This is a genomic window from Methylobacterium sp. WL1, assembly GCF_008000895.1.
Lineage (GTDB): Bacteria > Pseudomonadota > Alphaproteobacteria > Rhizobiales > Beijerinckiaceae > Methylobacterium.
In genome coordinates this window covers 1092418-1108164 of record NZ_CP042823.1, presented here as the reverse complement: position 1 = coordinate 1108164, position 15747 = coordinate 1092418, and the positions used below count along the sequence as shown (strand labels likewise).

The window sequence follows — 15747 nt, the reverse complement described above, 5'->3', positions numbered from 1 at the left end:
CCGTTGCAACGGCGGCCCGGCATGGCAACATGACATGTCTGTCCCGGTACGGCTCTTGCCGGCCGGAGACGAGGACGGCCCCGATCCACGCGTGCGTTCCGGTCAGGGGCGTCGCCGGCACGGGGCCGGCAAAAGGAAAGCGGAATGCACCTGTTCAGGAAGGCGACGCCCACCCTCTTCCCGCCGCGTCCGGGCTCGCCCTACGGCGGCAGCGCCGGCCGGGGCGAGGCCGCGCCGTTCGGACGCTCCGAGGCGGGTGGACCCGAAGTCACGGCCTTCACCCTCGACAACGGCCTCGACGTGGTGGTGGTGCCCGATCACCGGGCCCCCGTCGCGACCCACATGATCTGGTATCGCAACGGCTCGGCCGATGATCCGTTGGGCCAATCGGGCATCGCCCACTTCCTCGAGCACCTGATGTTCAAGGGCACCGAGAAGCACCCGGTGGGGGCCTTCTCGAAGGCGGTCTCGGGCCTCGGCGGCCAGGAGAACGCGTTCACCAGCTACGACTACACCGCCTATTTCCAGCGGGTCGCCCGCGACCATCTCGGCACCATGATGGCGTTCGAGGCCGACCGCATGGGCGGCCTCGTCCTCGACGACGCCGTGGTCGCCCCCGAGCGCGACGTGGTTCTGGAGGAGCGGCGCATGCGGGTCGAGACCGACCCCTCCGCCCAGCTCTCCGAGGCGATGGCCGCCTCGCTGTTCGTGCACCACCCCTACGGGATCCCGATCATCGGCTGGATGCACGAGATCGAGGGCCTGAATCGCGAGCACGCGCTGGCCTATTACAAGCGCTTCTACACCCCCGAGAACGCGATCCTGGTGGTGGCTGGCGACGTGACCCCGGACGAGGTCCGCCGGCTTGCGGACGAGACCTACGGGCGCGTCGCCCCCCAGGGCACCCGTCCCGAGCGCCTGCGGGCGCGCGAGCCCGAGCCCAAGGCCCTGCGGCGGGTCGCGGTCGCCGACCCGAAGGTCGAGCAGCCGACCCTGCAGCGGCTCTACCTGACCCCCTCCTGCATCACCGCCCGCGACGGCGGCTGCCACGACCTCGAGCTGCTCGCCGAGGTGCTGGGCGGCGGCTCGACCTCCTACCTCTACCGCAAGCTGGTCATGGAGACCGGCCTCGCGGTGAATGCCGGCGCCTGGTACATGGGCTCGGCGATCGACGAGACCCGGTTCTCCGTCTACGCGGTGCCGGCCGAGGGCGTCTCCCTGGAGGCGCTGGAGGAGGCCGTGGACAAGATCCTGCGCCGCGCCCCCGCGGAGGCGCTCGGCGCCGAGGCGATCGAGCGGGCCAAGACCCGGCTGGTGGCCGAGACCGTCTACTCCTCCGACAGCCAGTCCTCGCTCGCCCGGATCTACGGCTCCGCGCTGGCGATCGGCGAGACCATCGAGGAGGTCCGCCGCTGGCCGACCGACATCGAGGCGGTCTCGCAGGAGCGCCTCAAGCTGGCCGCCGAGCGCTGGCTGACCCCGGCCCGCTCGGTCACCGGCTACCTGACCAAGGCTCAGGACCCCGACGCCCCGGTCGCGATGGCCGCGGAGTAGTTCCTTCGGGCGTGGCCCGGCGGGCGCTTTCTCGCGCCGCCGGGACCTGCGTCAGGACGAGAGCTTGCTCCGCCTCCGCCCGTGACACGATAAGACAATGAGGTTCCCATGAGCGTCGCCGAGAACTTGGTCGACACCGCCGCCCCCGCCAGCTCGCCCACCACGGCCCTGCCGGTGACGACCGCCGCGGGCATCGAGGCGTGGCACGTCGAATCCCCCGTGGTGCCGATGATCGCGCTGGCCTTCACGTTCGAGGGCGGTGCCGCCCAGGATCCCGCCGGCAAGGCCGGCTGCGCTCAGATGCTGGCCCGGCTCCTCGACGAGGGCGCGGGCGACCTCACCTCCGACGCCTTCCAGGAGCGGCTGGCCGCCCGGGCGATCGAATTGTCCTTCCATGCCGGCCCCGACGCGGTCGGCGGCTCGCTCAAGATGCTGGTCAAGCACGCCGACGAGGGCATCGCGCTCCTCGCCCTGGCGCTGGCCAAGCCGCGCCTCGACCCGGACGCGATCGAGCGCGTCCGGGGCCAGGTCATCGCCGGCCTGCGCTACCAGCAGAACGACCCGGGCGTGCTGGCCTCGCGCCGGTTCTTCAAGGAGGCGTTCGCCGGCCACGCCTATGCCCGGCCCTCCTCGGGCACGGTCGAGAGCGTCGCCACCATCACCCGGGACGACCTCCTGGAGATGCATGCCCGCATCATCGGGCGCGGCCGGGTGAAGGTCGCGGCGGTGGGCGCCATCGGGGCCGAGCAGCTGGCCGAGGGCCTGAACCGCGCCTTCGGAGCCCTGCCCGAGGCCGGGACGCTGAAGGCGGTGCCGCGGACCGAGGTGCAGGATCTCGGCCGGCGCATCGTGGTCGACCTCGACGTGCCGCAATCGGTGATCCGCTTCGGCATGGCCGGCGTGCCCTGGCGCGACCCGGACTTCATCCCGGCCTACGTCCTGAACCACATCCTGGGCGGCGGCGCGTTCACCTCGCGTCTGTTCCAGGAGGTGCGCGAGAAGCGCGGCCTGGCCTACTCGGTGGGGACCTCGCTGGTCAGCCACCGCTCGGCCGCGATGACCTGGGGCTACACCGCCACCAAGAACGAGCGCGTCGGCGAGGCGCTGTCGGTGATCGGCGACGAGATCGGCCGGCTGATCACGGATGGCCCTGACGACGACGAGCTGCAGAAGGCCAAGGACTACCTCACCGGCTCCTACGCGCTGGGCTTCGACACCTCGACCAAGATCGCCCACCAACTGGTGCAGATCGCCTTCGAGGAATTGGGTATGGACTACATCGCCCGCCGCAACGCCCTGGTCTCGGCCGTGACCCAGGCCGACATCCGCCGCGCCGCCGCCCGGACCTTTGCGGACGGCCGGATGCTGGTTGTGGCCGCCGGCCGGCCGGTCGGGCTCTGAGGTTCAGGCCGCCGCGGGGGCGAGCGGCGCGATCCGCGCGATCTCCGGCCCGATGCTGCGGCTCAGCGTCTCCACCTCGTACTGACGCTGGAGGTTGAGCCAGAACTCTGCGCTCGTGCCGAAATAGCGGCTAAGACGCAGCGCCGTGTCGGTCGAGACTCCGATCTGCTCGGCGGCGATCCGTTCGATCCGGGTCCGCGGGACCCGGCAGGCCCGCGCCACCGTGCCGGCCGACAGGCCGAGGGGAATCAGGAAGTCCTCGCGCAGCACCTCGCCGGGATGCAGCGGCGGCAGGACGGTGTCGGTCTCGTACGCGACGGCCATCGGGTGTCTCCCAGAGGCGTGGGGCATCGCAGTCTACCCCCTTACGCCCGCTGCAATCCAGCTTTGCGCTCGCAACGCCGTCGTCCGAACCCCACCTGAGGCGCCTCAAAGCGGGGCCCACACGAAAAGCCATGCAACTCACCGGCATCCATCACCTCACCGCGGTGACCGCCCGCGCCGCGGAGAACGTGGCGTTCTACACCGGCACGCTCGGCCTACGGCTGGTGAAGAAGACCGTGAATCAGGACGACGTCTCGGCCTATCACCTGTTCTACGCGGATGGCCTGGCGAGCCCGGGTACCGACATCACGTTCTTCGACTGGCCGGCGCCCCCCGAGCGGCGCGGGTCGAACAGCATCACCCGCACCCACCTGCGCGTGCCGGGCGAGGGCGCGGTGGCGTGGTGGCACACGCGCCTGCGCGATGCTGGTGCCGTGGCGGCCGAGCCCGCCCTGCGTGACGGACGCCTCACCGTGGATTTCGAGGATCCCGAGGGCCAGCGCCTCGCCCTGGTCGATGACGGGGGCACCGGCCCGGAGCACCCGTGGGACGCCTCCCCGGTGCCGGCGGCCTACCAGATCCGCGGCCTCGGCCCGATCCGGCTGTCCGTGTCGGCCCCTTCACGCACCGCTGCCGTGTTGAACGATCTGCTCGGCATGCGCCTGTCGCGGCGCTTCGAGACCGGCGACGGCCCGGTCGAGGTCTACGCCATGGGGTCGGGGGGCCCGGCCGCCGAGGTTCAGCTCCTCGCCGACGCCGCCCCGCCGGCGCAGCAGGGTGCGGGCGCGGTCCACCACGTCGCCTTCCGCATCCCCGATGCGGATTACCAGGCCTGGGCCGACCGGCTGAAGGCCGCCCGGGTGCCGAGCAGCGGGCCGGTGGACCGCTACTATTTCCGCAGCCTGTATTTCCGCGAGCCCAACGGCATTCTGTTCGAGATCGCCACCGACGGGCCGGGCTTCACCGCCGACGAGCCGTTGGAGAGTCTCGGCGCGCGCCTCGCCCTGCCGCCGTTCCTGGAGCCGCGCCGCGCGGAGATCGAAGCGGGGCTGAAGCCGCTGCGGCCGGTCACCGCCGGTTAAATATTCGAACGATTCCAGGCGATTCACTTCTTCGGCAGGTGTGATCCTGGTGCGCCTTGACGAGCGTGCTGCAACTGCGAAAGAAGCATCCGATCAGGGGTTCGACGTCCGGATCCCGGCGAGATCGCTCCCGGGGGTCGCCCCCGCAGCCGCGGGGCGGCGGTCGCCCGCCGAACCCCATGCGCCCTGATTCATCGGGGGCATGGGCCGAGCATCAGAGGATTCGAGGACTGATCCGTCGATGAGCAAGTTCTACGAGGAGCGCGTTCTGTCGGTGCATCACTGGACCGACAACCTGTTCTCGTTCCGCACCACGCGGGATCCGGCGTTCCGGTTCCGCAACGGCGAGTTCACCATGATCGGCCTCGAGGTCGAGGGGCGGCCGCTGCTGCGCGCCTACTCGGTGGTCTCGGCGAACTACGAGGAGGAGCTCGAGTTCTTCTCGATCAAGGTGCAGGACGGTCCGCTGACCTCCAAGCTCCAGCACCTCAAGGTCGGCGACCCGATCATCGTCGGCAAGAAGCCCACCGGCACCCTGGTGCTCGACAACCTGCTGCCGGGCCGCAACCTCTACCTGCTCGGCACCGGCACGGGGCTCGCGCCGTTCCTGTCGATCATCAAGGACCCGGAGACCTACGACCGGTTCGAGAAAGTCGTGCTGGTCCATGGTTGCCGTCAGGTTCAAGAGCTGGCCTACGGCGAGACGATCAACGAGTCCCTGCCCAAGCACGAGTTCCTGGGCGAGATGATCTCGAACCAGCTGATCTACTACCCCACCGTGACCCGCGAGCCGTTCCGCAACCGCGGCCGGATCACCGACTTGATGGTCTCGGGCAAGCTGTTTGCCGATATCGGCCTGCCGGCGATGTCGGTGGAGAACGATCGCTTCATGCTCTGCGGCAGCCCCGACATGATCCGCGACACCCGCGAGCTGCTGAGCAACGGCGGCTACGAGGAAGGCAATCACGGCGAGGGCGGCCACTACGTGATCGAGAAGGCCTTCGTCGAGAAGTAGTTCTTTGGGACTTTGGGTTCAGCCCGGTGCGGTCCGCCGCGCCGGGCTTTTTCATGCCGACCCAACCGCGTTCACAGTCGTCCGCCGGCAAGGACGGTGCTGCTCGAAGACGTGCCGGCGGCCACGCCTCACCGCTCCCCCTGCGGCACCGGTGGCAGGCCGTCCGCGAAGGGGCCGCCGCCGGCGCTGAACAGCTTGCGCAGGAAGCCCGGGGCGATCGCCGAGAGCGGGTTCACGCTCACGTCCGGCGAGGCGAGCTTGCCGGAGACGCGGAAGTTGACGGCGAACAGCCCCTCGTTGTGCCCGCCCCCGAGGAGCGGCCCGAGGAGAGGCAGCTGCGAGGCGACGTTGTTGAGCCCGTAGAGCGGCACGAAGGTGCCGGTCATGTCCGTGCGCTCCCGGCCGGTATCGAGCCAGCCCGACAGGGTGAAGCCCATCGCGGCGTTCGAGATCGCCGCGTCGCTGAAGTCGACCCGGCTGCCGCTGCGCACGAAGTTGGCCCGCATCCGGTCGAAGGTGACGTCGCCGGCCGCCCGGCCCGGGGCGATGCGGCGGCCGCGGACCGTCTCCGCCTCGGAGGGCTCCGGCCCCTGTGCCATGATGCTCGACAGGGCCGGCTCGTTGCGGAGCGAGAAGTCGCGGATCTGGACCACGCCGGCCTGCGGGCCGTCGTTGAGGCCGATCCCGGCGGTGAGGCGCCCGCCATACATCCGCCGGTAGACGTCGACGAAGCGCAACGTCGCGCCGGCATCGGCCGACTCCACCGCCAGCGTCGGCACGCCGCGTTCGCCCCGGGCGACGCTGGCGACGAACGCCGCCGCGCGGAAGCGCCCGGTGATGTTGGCCGCCCGCAGGGTCCGGCCGTGCAGCGACAGCCGCAGGTTGGCGTTGGTCAGCGCCTCGTCGTTGAAGCCCGCCACGATCGGGACCTGGATGTCGGCATCGACATCCTTCGGGTTGGACTCCTTCGCCTCCTTGCCGCTCTTGGCGTCCGGGCCGCCCAGGGACTTGAGGAACGGGCGCGCATCGACCACCGCGCCGCGGACCACGACCTTGTAGCCGTTGCCGGTGCGGTCGAGGCTCACCCGCAGGTCGTCGCCCGGCGACAGCTTGACGTTCGTCAGGTCGGCGCGCTCCAGGCCGCCCTCCGGGCTGATCGTGAGGCTGCCGCGCGCGGAGGCCGGGGCGGCGTCGAGGGCGAAGTCGCGCAGCTCGTAGGTCTGGCCGGCATCCACCAGCGTGAAGCTGAGGCGGCCCGGCTTGCCCGTCGGCTTGGTCAGCCCGGGCACCAGCCCGTCGATGCCGGCCCTGGCGAGATCCGCCTCGACCCGGATCGGCGGCTTGGCCGTTCCCGGGCGGCCGATCGGCACCACGGCGCGGACCGGGATGGTGCCGGACAGCTGCGGTGCGGTCGGCAGGCCCTTCTTGCCGCGCAAGGCCTCGTCGAGGGCCACTGTGACCACCGCCTCGCCGGGCTGGCCGACCTTGGGCTGGCGCATGTCCACCGAGATGGGGGCGCCCGCGACCCGGCCGTCGCCCTTCAGCGTGAAGGCGCCGCGGTCGTACAGCAGAGTGAACCTGCCCGCCTCCAGCCGGTCCTTCCCCATCACCTTGTCGACCGAGAGGTCGGAGAGCGTCCCGGACAGGGTCACGGGCAGGCTCGGGAGGTCGGGCACGTGCTTGAGGTCGAGGGGGAAATCGACGCGCAGGTCGGCATTGCCCTTGATCGTGGCCGGGTCGAGATCGACGCTCATCAGGCTCTTGAACAGCTTCGCCTGGAGCACCGAGGCCATGCCGTCGGCCCCGCCGGTGAGCCGCATGCCGATCTGCGCCACGACCCGGTCCGGCGTGATCTGCGGGATCACGAAGCTGCCGTCCGTGACCGTGAGCCCGCGGCCGTCCGGGCCGTGGATCTCGGCGGTCACGTTGCGCACGGTGGTCGAACGGCCGGTGATGGTCCCGGAGACGTTGCCCTTCACCACCGGCGGCGCGTCGGCGGTGACGTCCAGCGCCGCGTCGGAGACGCGGAAGTCGATATGCACCGCGTCGTCGGGGGCGGGCTCGCCCCGGGTCGCGGCGGCCAGCACGGTGCCGGACATCTTCACGCGGATGTCCACGGCGTTGATCCGGCCGCGCCGCAGCTGGTCCACCAGGTAGGTGCGGGCCGGCGGGGCGATATGCTCCGGCCACAGCCGCAGCCCGGTCCGGACCTCGCCGTCGTGGCCGAGGATGCGCAGGGTCAGGCCGCCCTCGTCGGCGGTGGTGCCGATCGTGCCGGTGATCACCCCCTGCACGCCGGGGGCCGCCACGTTGAGCGCGTCGATGGCGATGCCGCCGTCGCGGCCGGTGAGCTGCGCGTCGATCGCGTCGATCTTCACCGGCGCGTCCTGCGGGGTCGCCCCGCGCAGGACGGCGTCGCGGCTCGCGAGCGTCGCGGTCCAGGCGGTTGCGGCGTCCGGCGGGCTCTCCGTCCAGGCGCCGGTCAGGTGGACCGCGTTGCCGGCCCCCCGGTAATCCAGGCCGGTGAGCGACATCACCCGGCCGGTCTCGTCCCAGTTCAGGGTCGCGTCCAGGCTCTCGACCGTGACCGGGTTGAAGTCCTTCTCCTCGATCAGGAAGGTGCCGTCGCCGGTATGGACCTTGGCGTTCATGGACGTGATCCGCCCGGCCGTCAGGCTCACGTCGGCGCGGGCCGAGAGCTTGAGATCGGTGGTCAGCGGCAGGCTCGATTGGCCCGTGAGCAGCAGCAGGTCGGGCACCGGCAGATCGTCCAGGGTGATCACCCCGGAGCGCGCCTGCGGCGTACCATCCTGCGTCTTCCCATCCTGCGTCTTCCCATCCTGCGTCTTGCCATCCCGCGGCTCGCCGCCCTCGCGCAGGGAGCCGCCGAAGCGCCACTCGCCGTGGGGGCCGTCCAGGCGCAACTCGAAGTTGCGGGTTCCGTTCACGGGATCGCGCCCGAACAGTCCGTTGACCCGGGCGAACACCGCGCGCTCGCGGCCGTCGTCGTCGATCAGCCGCAGGCGCGCATCGGTCAGGCGGGCGCGGTCGAGGGCGCCGACGATGCCGCTGGAATCCAGCACCACCCCGAAGATCGAGGCCAGGGTCGCCGAGATCGGCGAGACCTTGCCGCGCGCGTCGTCCACGCTCGGCGGCGTGTGCGGCTCGATGTCGACCGGGTGGTTGGCCTCGGAGGCCGCGAACGCGATCGAGCCGTCCCGGTGCACGAGGGCGGTGGTCTGGGTCTCGCGGAACTCGATCGAGCGCGGCTGCAGGTTGAGGTGCAGGAGGCCCCAGGGGTCGAGGCTGACCACGGCGAGCGGCGCCCGCACCACCAAGTCGCCCTGCGGGTTGCGGATGTCGAGGCCGGAGAAGCGCAGGCTCAGGGCGTTCTCGCGGTCGAGTTCGAGGCTGCTGCCGCGGATGGCGATGCTCCAGCCAGGCCCGATCCGCTCGGCCACCGCGGCTGCGACCCGGCGGGACAGGGCATCGATCTGCAGCGGGCCGTTGGACAGGCGCAGGGCCGCCAGCCCGATCCCGCCGCCGACGAGCAGCACCAGGGTCAGCGCGCCGACGAGGCAGAACCCGCCCCAGCGTCGCGCCGTCCCCCGAGGCTTGCCTGCCAAGGTCGTCTCGTCCGCCATCGGGACCCTTGTTCCGGGGCTTCGCGCGCGGAACTCCGCGGCCGGTGGATCGAAGCGCGGCCACGCTTTACAGCGGGCGCGTCTCCGAGTTTTGCTCGGGCGGCGCGACGCAACCTGATGGTGCTGCCGCGCATGGCGGGACTGCACACCATCAATCGGCCGAAAGGAAGGCACGATGCCACTATCAGAAGGCGATCAGGCCCCCGATTTCGACCTCCCCGCCTCCGGCGGAGGGCGGATCGCCCTGTCGGCGCTCAGGGGTCACAAGATCGTGCTCTACTTCTACCCGAAGGACGATACGAGCGGCTGCACTTTGGAGGCGCAGGACTTCAACGGCCTGCTGCCGGCCTTCACGGGCGCCGACGCGCAGGTGATCGGCCTGTCGCCGGACCCGGTGAAGAGCCACGACAAGTTCTGCGGCAAGTACGGCCTTACCTTCCCGCTGGCCTCCGACGAGGACAAGGGCGTGCTGGAGGCCTACGGGGTCTGGGTCGAGAAGAGCATGTACGGGCGCAAGTACATGGGCGTGGAGCGCACCACCGTGCTGGTCGACCGGGAGGGGCGCATCGCCCGGATCTGGCCGAAGGTGAAGGTGCCCGGCCATGCCGAGGCGGTGCTGGACGCCGCCCGGGCCCTGCCCTGACCGGACGGAGCGCGCGCGGCGCGACGGATCCTTAACCCTAAGCGGGTCTGAATGGCGGCTCCCACGGGGCCGTCCCGATGCATCGCCCGCCGCTTCCGAAGATCCTCGCCGCCGGGCTCGCCCTCGCCCTCGTGTGGGCGCTCGGCGCCTCCTACCTGGTCGTGTTCCACGACGACGTGCTGGCCGGCTTCGTGGCCCGCCAGGGGGCGATGCGGGACGCCTACGAGGCCCGGCTCGCCGAGCTGCAGGACCGGCTCGACCGCACGCACCGTGACCGGGCCGGGGCCGAATCCAGCCTGGCCGAGCGGGTCGCGGCGGCGCTGGAGCGTCAGGCCGAGCTGGAGCGCCGGCAGGCGGCCCTGGCAAATCTCGGATCCCAAAGTCTCGGATCCCAAAGTCTCGGTTCGGAAGGTCTCGGATCGCAGATCCCCGATCCGCTCACCACCGGCGCCCTGCCGTCGAAGCGCGATGACGAGTTCCGCCTGCGCCCGGCCGAGGCCGGCGCGCCGGCCCGGTTCCCGTCCCCGCCCTCCCCGCCGGAGCGCCCTCGACGCCGAGACCGGGCTGATCCGCCTGGAAGCGCGGCTCGACGGCGTGCGGGCCGCCCAGGGCGCGCGCCTCGCCCAATTGGTCGAGCGGGCCGGCGACACGGTCCGGCGCCTGCGCGGACTGATCGGCCGCACCGGCCTCGATCCCGACCGTTTCGACCGCAGCGCGGCGGGCACCGGCGGCCCGCTCGTCCCCCTCGATGCCGGCGCTCTGGACGGCATCGCCTTCGAGACCGGCTTCGACACCCACTTCGACACCCGCTTGGCCCTCGCCCGCCGGGCGCTCGACGACGGCGTGCGCCTGCACCAGTTCGCCGCGACGCTGCCGCTCGGCCGGCCGATACGCGGCCAGCCCACGGTGTCGAGTCCGTTCGGCACCCGCCTCGATCCGTTCACCCGGGGCCTCGCGCTCCATACCGGGCTCGACCTAAAGGCCGAGTACGGCGAGCCCGCCCGCGCCACCGCGCCCGGACGGGTCAGCACCGCGGAATTCGCGGGCGGCTACGGCAACATGGTCGAGATCGATCACGGCCATGGCGTGGTCACCCGGTTCGGGCACCTCGCCCGCATCGCCGTGCGCCCCGGCCAGCGCGTCGCCGCCGGGGACGTGCTTGGCCTGGTCGGCTCGACCGGGCGCTCCACCGGGGCGCACCTGCACTACGAGACGCGGATCGACGGCGAGCCGGTCGATCCGCAGCGCTTCCTCGAGGCCGGCGCGGACCTCGCGGCCGCGCGCCCGACGGATTGAGCCGGCGCCGGCTTCTGCGATTCATGAGAGCGTCGCGCACATGCGCGTTGCCGAATACCGGCGCTGGGTGGAGCCGCGCCCGGACGAGGAGCGCTGGGAACTGCGCGATGGCGGGCCCATGCTGATGGCGCCGCCGAGCGCCCGGCACCATGACCAACGACCGCGGCCGCAAGCGCGCCTTCTACGCCACCGTCCCGAGCCTCCAGACCCTGCCGGTCGTCTATCGGGACGAGGCCCGGATCGAGGTCTGGCGCCGGGATGCCGGCTGGACGATGCGGGTCGCCGGGCCGGACGCGTCGATTCTCCTGCCGGAACTCGGTGGCGGCCTGCCGGTGTCCGAGGTCTACGCCCGCGTGGCGTTCTGAACCACCGCTGTTGCGGCCGCGCCCGCGGGTGCTACCATCGCGCCTGGATCGGAGGGCGGCGATGGCTTTGGCCGCGAAGCGCGAAGCGCGCATGGATGTTGCCGAATTCAGGCATTGGGCGGAGAGCCGCCCGGATGGGGAGCGCTGGGAGCTGCTCGACGGCGACCCCGTGCTCATGGCGCCGCCGCGCGAGCGGCACCAGCGCATCGTCATGAACTTGGCCGGACGCCTGGATGCGCTCGCCGAGCCGCGGGGCTGTCGCGCCATGCCGGGGCTCGGAATCCTCAGTGCGGTGCAGGACGACTTCGTGCCGATCCCCGACGTGGTCGTGCGCTGCGGGCCATCGCTGCCGGACGGGTACGCCGAAGACCCGCTGCTCGTCGCCGAGGTGCTGTCGCCCTCGACCATGAGCCTGGACCGGGGCCGCAAGATCGATTTCTACCGGACGGTGCCGAGCCTGCAGGTCCTGCTGATCGTCTATTCTGACGAGGTCCGGGTTGAGGTCTGGCGGCGCCGGGGCGACGACTGGAGCGTGCAGGCGCTGGGTCCCGACGGCAGCGTCGCGTTGCCGGAACTGGACGGCGCCGTGCCCGTGCCCGACATCTACCGCGGTCTCGCATCCTGAGCGGCCGCACCCGATCTCAACCGGCCGGCTTCCCCGGCCCAGCAGAGCGTCAAGGCACCGACTTGCCCCACTTCGAAGATTTCTACGCGGCCAAGCTACGCGGCGCCCTCGGCGTGACGGATGCGGAATCGGTGCTCGACCTGCGCGGCACCAACCGGGCGACCGCCGAGGCGTCGCTCAAGGACATGCTGGAGCGCAGCCGCTTCGCCAAGGGCAAGACCGTGGCGATCCGCCTGGACCCGCCCCCGGAGGGCGGCGGCGAGACCCTGTTCCAGCCCGCGGGCCGCCTGCTCCTCGACGCGAAGCGCCGCGGGCTGATCGAACGCCTGCATACCCTGCCGGCCCAGGACGGGCTCGGCTTCTACGTCGCCCTGGCCGGCCGGGCGGACCGGACGCCGATGTGATCCGGCCGCGTACCGGCCCTGTGATCCGGCGCCTGCTGTAGAGCCGGCAACGGATCGCGCGTGGGCATCCGGGCGTTGAACGGTCCCACGCCATCGGATCCCGCCCATGCCGTATCTAGAACCCCGACTCGCCCGGTGCCGCGCATGAGGCCCGTCCCCGGTGGCCGCAACACGATCGAGCGCATCGCCCGCTTCGGCTACGGCGCCCGCGGGACCGTCTACGTCGTGGTCGGCGCCCTGGCGCTGCTCGCGGCGATCGGCCAGGGCGGCCGGGCCGGCGACAGCAAGGATGCCCTGCGCGCGGTGCTGGCCGGGCCGTTCGGCGCGGTGGTCGTCGGGCTGATCGCCCTGGGGCTTGCCGGCTTCGCGCTCTGGCGCTTCGTCGAGGGCGTGACCGATGCCGACCGGCGGGGCACGTCCGCCAAGGGGCTGGCGGTGCGCGGCGCCCACCTGGTCAGCGCGGCGATCTATATCGGCCTCGCCGTCAGCGCGGCCTCGCTCAGCCTCGGCCTTGGCATGAGCGGCGGCGACGGCATGCACGACGGCACCGCGTGGCTCCTGTCCAAGCCGTTCGGCCGCTGGCTCGTGGCCCTGGGCGGGCTCTGCGTGATCGGCGGCGGCTTCGGGTTCCTCGGCAAGGCCTGGCGGGGCGACGTCACCGACCGGCTCGCCCTCGACGCCGAGGCCCGCGAGCGCTGGGCCGGCCCGGTCGGCCGCTTCGGCTACGCGGCCCGGGGCATCGCCTTCCTGATCATCGGCGGCTTCCTGGTTGCGGCGGCCTGGCACCAGCGCTCGTCGGACGCGAAGGGACTGACCGAAGCCTTCGCGCTGCTGCGCGCGCAGCCCTATGGCTGGATCCTGCTCGGCCTGGTCGCGGCCGGCCACGCCGCCTTCGGGGCCTTCGGGCTGATCCAGGCCCGCTACCGGCACATCGACGCCCCCGACATCGACCGGGTGGACGATGCGGCCGGGGCGGCAGTCCGGGCTTTGTCGTGAAAGATAAGTCTTTGTAAATTGTCGCCCGTGCCCCATGTAGAGTTCACCCTCCGCGCAATTCCGTGCCCTGGGCGACGACGCGGAGGCGATAATGGCCCGGACTCTTATTACTGGTCGAGCACAAACGGTTACGACCGAGGATTTCAACGAGCGCGTCAGGATCCTGCTGGTCGACAAGATCTACCCGCTCAAGGGTCGGACCTACCAAAAGAACTTCAAGACCGGCTTCTCCGGCGCGATCGTCAAGTAGGCCGTTTCGCCGGCTGGATGCCCCCGAGGCGGCCAGCTGCGCGCTGATCGCTCGCGTTGACAGGGCGGGTGCCGCGGCGGATACCGCGCGGCACCCCATCCGGCCCCCGATGCAGCAGCGCTTCTACAAGATCGCGGTGATGGTGGCCCACGACCTCGCGGCGACCGCCGCCGCCGTGGTGCTCACCTTCCTGTTCCGCTTCCAGGGCGGCATGCTGGCCGAGCGCCTGCACGCCCTGCCGCTCCTGCTGCCGCCCTTCCTCCTGTTCGCCGGCCTGGTCTACGGCCGGTTCCGGCTGTACCGGACCAAGTGGCGCTTCGCCTCGCTGCAGGACCTCGCCGGGATCGTCCGGGCCGCTAGCGTCCTGGCGCTGGCCCTTCTGGTGATCGACTGGGTCCTGGTCTCGGCCGACCTGTACGGTTTCTACTTCTTCGGCAAGATCGCGATCCTTTTGTACTGGGTGCTGCAGATCTTTCTGCTCGGGGGCGCGCGCCTGGCGTTCCGGTACCTGAAGGACAGCCGCTCCCGGCAATCGAGCGCCCGGGCCGCCACCGTGCCGACGCTGCTGCTCGGGCGTGGCGCCGACATCGACGTGCTGATCCGCGCCATCGAGGCGGGCTCGGTGAAGAAGCTGGCGCCCCGGGGGATCCTGTCGCCCCGGGCGGACGAGACCGGGCAGTTCATGCGCGGCGTTCCGGTGCTCGGCGGCTTCTCGGACCTCGAGCGCGTGGTCGCCGACCTCGCGGCGGGCGGCGAGCCGGTGCGGCGGCTGGTGGCGGCCCCGAGCGCCCTCGTGCCGGAGGCCGCCCCGACGACCTTCATCGCCCGCGCCCGACGGCTCGGCCTTCCGCTCGCCCGGGTGGTCGGGCTCGGTGAGGGCGCGCAGGGTCCCGAGCTGGCGCCGCTCGAGATCGAGGACCTGCTCCTGCGCCCCACCGTGGCGATCGACCGGCCGCGGCTGGAGACGTTCCTGGCCGGCCGCCGAGTGGTGGTGACGGGCGGCGGCGGTTCGATCGGCTCCGAGATCTGCCTGCGGGCCGTGGCCTTCGGGGCCGCCGCGGTGCTGGTGCTCGAATCCTCGGAGCCGGCCCTGCACGGCATCCTGAGCCACCCGGCCATCCTGTCCGCCCAGGCCACGGTGACCGGCGTCCTCGCCGACATCCGCGACCGGGAGCGGGTCCATCAGGTCATCGCGGCGTTCCGGCCCGAGTGCGTCGTCCACGCCGCCGCGCTCAAGCAGGTGCCCTACCTGGAGCGTGACTGGCAGGAGGGCATCAAGACCAACGTGTTCGGCTCGATCAACGTCGCAGACGCCGCGGTGGCGGCCGGCGCCCGGGCCCTCGTGATGGTCTCCACCGACAAGGCGATCGAGCCGGTGTCGCAGCTCGGCGTCACCAAGCGCTTCGCCGAGATGGTCGCCCAGGCGCTCGACGCCGAGCAGTCGGCCCGCCCAGGCCACCCCACGCGGCTGATCGCCGTGCGCTTCGGCAACGTGCTCGGCTCCGTCGGCTCGGTGGTGCCGGTGTTCAAGGCGCAGATCGCCCGCGGGGGGCCGGTCACGGTCACCGATCCCGACATGGTCCGCTACTTCATGACCGTGCGCGAGGCCTGCGACCTCGTGCTGACGGCCGCCTCGCACGCGGACGGCGAGGGCCGTGCCGCCCCGGAGGCGGATCGCGCCGCGGTCTACGTGCTCAAGATGGGCCAGCCGGTCCGGATCGCCGAACTCGCCGAGCGCATGATCCGGCTGGCCGGGTTCGAGCCGGGGGCTGAGATCGAGATTGCCTATACCGGCGCCCGGCCCGGCGAGCGCCTCAACGAGATCCTGTTCGCCCGGGAGGAGCCCCGGGTCACCCTGCCGGGCATCGACGGGGTGATGGCGGCCCGCCCGGTCTTCGCCGACCGGGCCCGGCTCGACGCCTGGGTGGCGCAGCTGCGGGCGGCCGTCGCGGCGGGTGACCGGGAAGCCGCGGAAGCCGTGTTCGAGGCGGCGGTGCCGCATTTCCGCGAACGCCATGCGCAACGGCCGGCCGGGCGGAATCCTGCCCCGGCCGGGGCGGCGGTCGAGGCCGGGCCTATGGCGGGTGCGGCGAGCGCTGCGATCGGCTGATCGGGCCGGCGGCTCCGACACGACGGAAAGTCCTGGCA

The 15747-nt window shown here is 71.8% G+C and carries 13 protein-coding genes and 1 pseudogene; 12 read left to right on the top strand and 2 right to left on the bottom strand.

Annotation, left to right across the window (positions count from 1 at the left end; all coding sequences use genetic code 11):
- The first annotated feature begins 144 nt into the window (after positions 1 to 144).
- Positions 145 to 1554, top strand: a complete 1410-nt coding sequence (locus tag FVA80_RS05685) for a pitrilysin family protein (protein WP_147910485.1) — start codon at positions 145 to 147, stop codon at positions 1552 to 1554.
- 108 nt (positions 1555 to 1662) lie between these two features.
- Positions 1663 to 2955, top strand: coding sequence for a pitrilysin family protein (locus FVA80_RS05680; RefSeq protein ID WP_147910484.1), 1293 nt, complete (start codon positions 1663 to 1665; stop codon positions 2953 to 2955).
- 3 nt (positions 2956 to 2958) lie between these two features.
- Here FVA80_RS05680 and FVA80_RS05675 read toward each other — a convergent pair whose 3' ends face one another.
- Positions 2959 to 3279, bottom strand: coding sequence for a HigA family addiction module antitoxin (locus FVA80_RS05675; protein WP_147910483.1), 321 nt, complete (start codon positions 3277 to 3279; stop codon positions 2959 to 2961).
- Between the two features lie 131 nt (positions 3280 to 3410).
- Between FVA80_RS05675 and FVA80_RS05670 the strand changes: the two genes are divergently transcribed.
- Both FVA80_RS05670 and FVA80_RS05665 read left to right on the top strand, forming a co-directional pair.
- Positions 3411 to 4361 (top strand): ring-cleaving dioxygenase, encoded by a 951-nt coding sequence (locus tag FVA80_RS05670; protein WP_147910482.1) that lies wholly within the window; start codon positions 3411 to 3413, stop codon positions 4359 to 4361.
- A 241-nt stretch (positions 4362 to 4602) separates the two neighbouring features.
- Positions 4603 to 5376: a ferredoxin--NADP reductase gene (locus tag FVA80_RS05665; RefSeq protein WP_147910481.1), complete on the top strand. Its 774-nt coding sequence runs from the start codon at positions 4603 to 4605 to the stop codon at positions 5374 to 5376.
- Positions 5377 to 5504: 128 nt separating this feature from the next.
- Here the strand turns inward: FVA80_RS05665 and FVA80_RS05660 are convergent, their stop codons facing one another.
- On the bottom strand, positions 5505 to 9020 hold the full coding sequence (locus FVA80_RS05660; RefSeq protein WP_147910480.1) for a DUF3971 domain-containing protein: 3516 nt from the start codon (positions 9018 to 9020) through the stop codon (positions 5505 to 5507).
- Between the two features lie 175 nt (positions 9021 to 9195).
- Between FVA80_RS05660 and FVA80_RS05655 the strand changes: the two genes are divergently transcribed.
- From FVA80_RS05655 to FVA80_RS05625, 8 genes and pseudogenes are all read left to right on the top strand, one after another.
- Entirely contained in the window at positions 9196 to 9663 is a 468-nt protein-coding gene (locus tag FVA80_RS05655; protein ID WP_147910479.1) for a peroxiredoxin, read from the top strand.
- 468 nt (positions 9664 to 10131) lie between these two features.
- Positions 10132 to 10959 (top strand): M23 family metallopeptidase, encoded by an 828-nt coding sequence (locus FVA80_RS05650; protein ID WP_147957789.1) that lies wholly within the window; start codon positions 10132 to 10134, stop codon positions 10957 to 10959.
- 40 nt (positions 10960 to 10999) lie between these two features.
- Positions 11000 to 11324, top strand: a pseudogene (locus FVA80_RS05645) (hypothetical protein).
- A 61-nt stretch (positions 11325 to 11385) separates the two neighbouring features.
- Positions 11386 to 11949, top strand: coding sequence for a Uma2 family endonuclease (locus FVA80_RS05640; protein WP_147910762.1), 564 nt, complete (start codon positions 11386 to 11388; stop codon positions 11947 to 11949).
- A gap of 62 nt (positions 11950 to 12011) precedes the next feature.
- The gene (locus tag FVA80_RS05635) at positions 12012 to 12353 is read left to right on the top strand and encodes a hypothetical protein (protein WP_147910761.1); all 342 of its coding nucleotides are present in this window, start codon (positions 12012 to 12014) and stop codon (positions 12351 to 12353) included.
- A gap of 144 nt (positions 12354 to 12497) precedes the next feature.
- Positions 12498 to 13349 carry a DUF1206 domain-containing protein gene (locus tag FVA80_RS05630; protein WP_147910760.1) on the top strand — a complete coding sequence of 284 codons (852 nt, stop codon included), beginning with the start codon at positions 12498 to 12500 and terminating at the stop codon, positions 13347 to 13349.
- Between the two features lie 91 nt (positions 13350 to 13440).
- Positions 13441 to 13599 (top strand): hypothetical protein, encoded by a 159-nt coding sequence (locus FVA80_RS30325; protein WP_187193597.1) that lies wholly within the window; start codon positions 13441 to 13443, stop codon positions 13597 to 13599.
- Between the two features lie 109 nt (positions 13600 to 13708).
- The gene (locus tag FVA80_RS05625; protein ID WP_147957788.1) at positions 13709 to 15709 is read left to right on the top strand and encodes an SDR family NAD(P)-dependent oxidoreductase; all 2001 of its coding nucleotides are present in this window, start codon (positions 13709 to 13711) and stop codon (positions 15707 to 15709) included.
- The last annotated feature ends 38 nt before the right edge of the window (positions 15710 to 15747 follow it).

What these genes read in the sequence shown, in the direction of transcription:
- FVA80_RS05685 (WP_147910485.1), top strand. Translation starts at nt 145, where the DNA reads ATGCACCTGTTCAGGAAGGCGACGCCCACCCTCTTCCCGCCGCGTCCG.
- FVA80_RS05680 (WP_147910484.1), top strand. Translation starts at nt 1,663, where the DNA reads ATGAGCGTCGCCGAGAACTTGGTCGACACCGCCGCCCCCGCCAGCTCG.
- FVA80_RS05675 (WP_147910483.1), bottom strand. Translation starts at nt 3,279, where the DNA reads ATGGCCGTCGCGTACGAGACCGACACCGTCCTGCCGCCGCTGCATCCC.
- FVA80_RS05670 (WP_147910482.1), top strand. Translation starts at nt 3,411, where the DNA reads ATGCAACTCACCGGCATCCATCACCTCACCGCGGTGACCGCCCGCGCC.
- FVA80_RS05665 (WP_147910481.1), top strand. Translation starts at nt 4,603, where the DNA reads ATGAGCAAGTTCTACGAGGAGCGCGTTCTGTCGGTGCATCACTGGACC.
- FVA80_RS05660 (WP_147910480.1), bottom strand. Translation starts at nt 9,020, where the DNA reads ATGGCGGACGAGACGACCTTGGCAGGCAAGCCTCGGGGGACGGCGCGA.
- FVA80_RS05655 (WP_147910479.1), top strand. Translation starts at nt 9,196, where the DNA reads ATGCCACTATCAGAAGGCGATCAGGCCCCCGATTTCGACCTCCCCGCC.
- FVA80_RS05650 (WP_147957789.1), top strand. Translation starts at nt 10,132, where the DNA reads ATGACGAGTTCCGCCTGCGCCCGGCCGAGGCCGGCGCGCCGGCCCGGT.
- FVA80_RS05640 (WP_147910762.1), top strand. Translation starts at nt 11,386, where the DNA reads ATGGCTTTGGCCGCGAAGCGCGAAGCGCGCATGGATGTTGCCGAATTC.
- FVA80_RS05630 (WP_147910760.1), top strand. Translation starts at nt 12,498, where the DNA reads ATGAGGCCCGTCCCCGGTGGCCGCAACACGATCGAGCGCATCGCCCGC.
- FVA80_RS30325 (WP_187193597.1), top strand. Translation starts at nt 13,441, where the DNA reads ATGGCCCGGACTCTTATTACTGGTCGAGCACAAACGGTTACGACCGAG.
- FVA80_RS05625 (WP_147957788.1), top strand. Translation starts at nt 13,709, where the DNA reads ATGCAGCAGCGCTTCTACAAGATCGCGGTGATGGTGGCCCACGACCTC.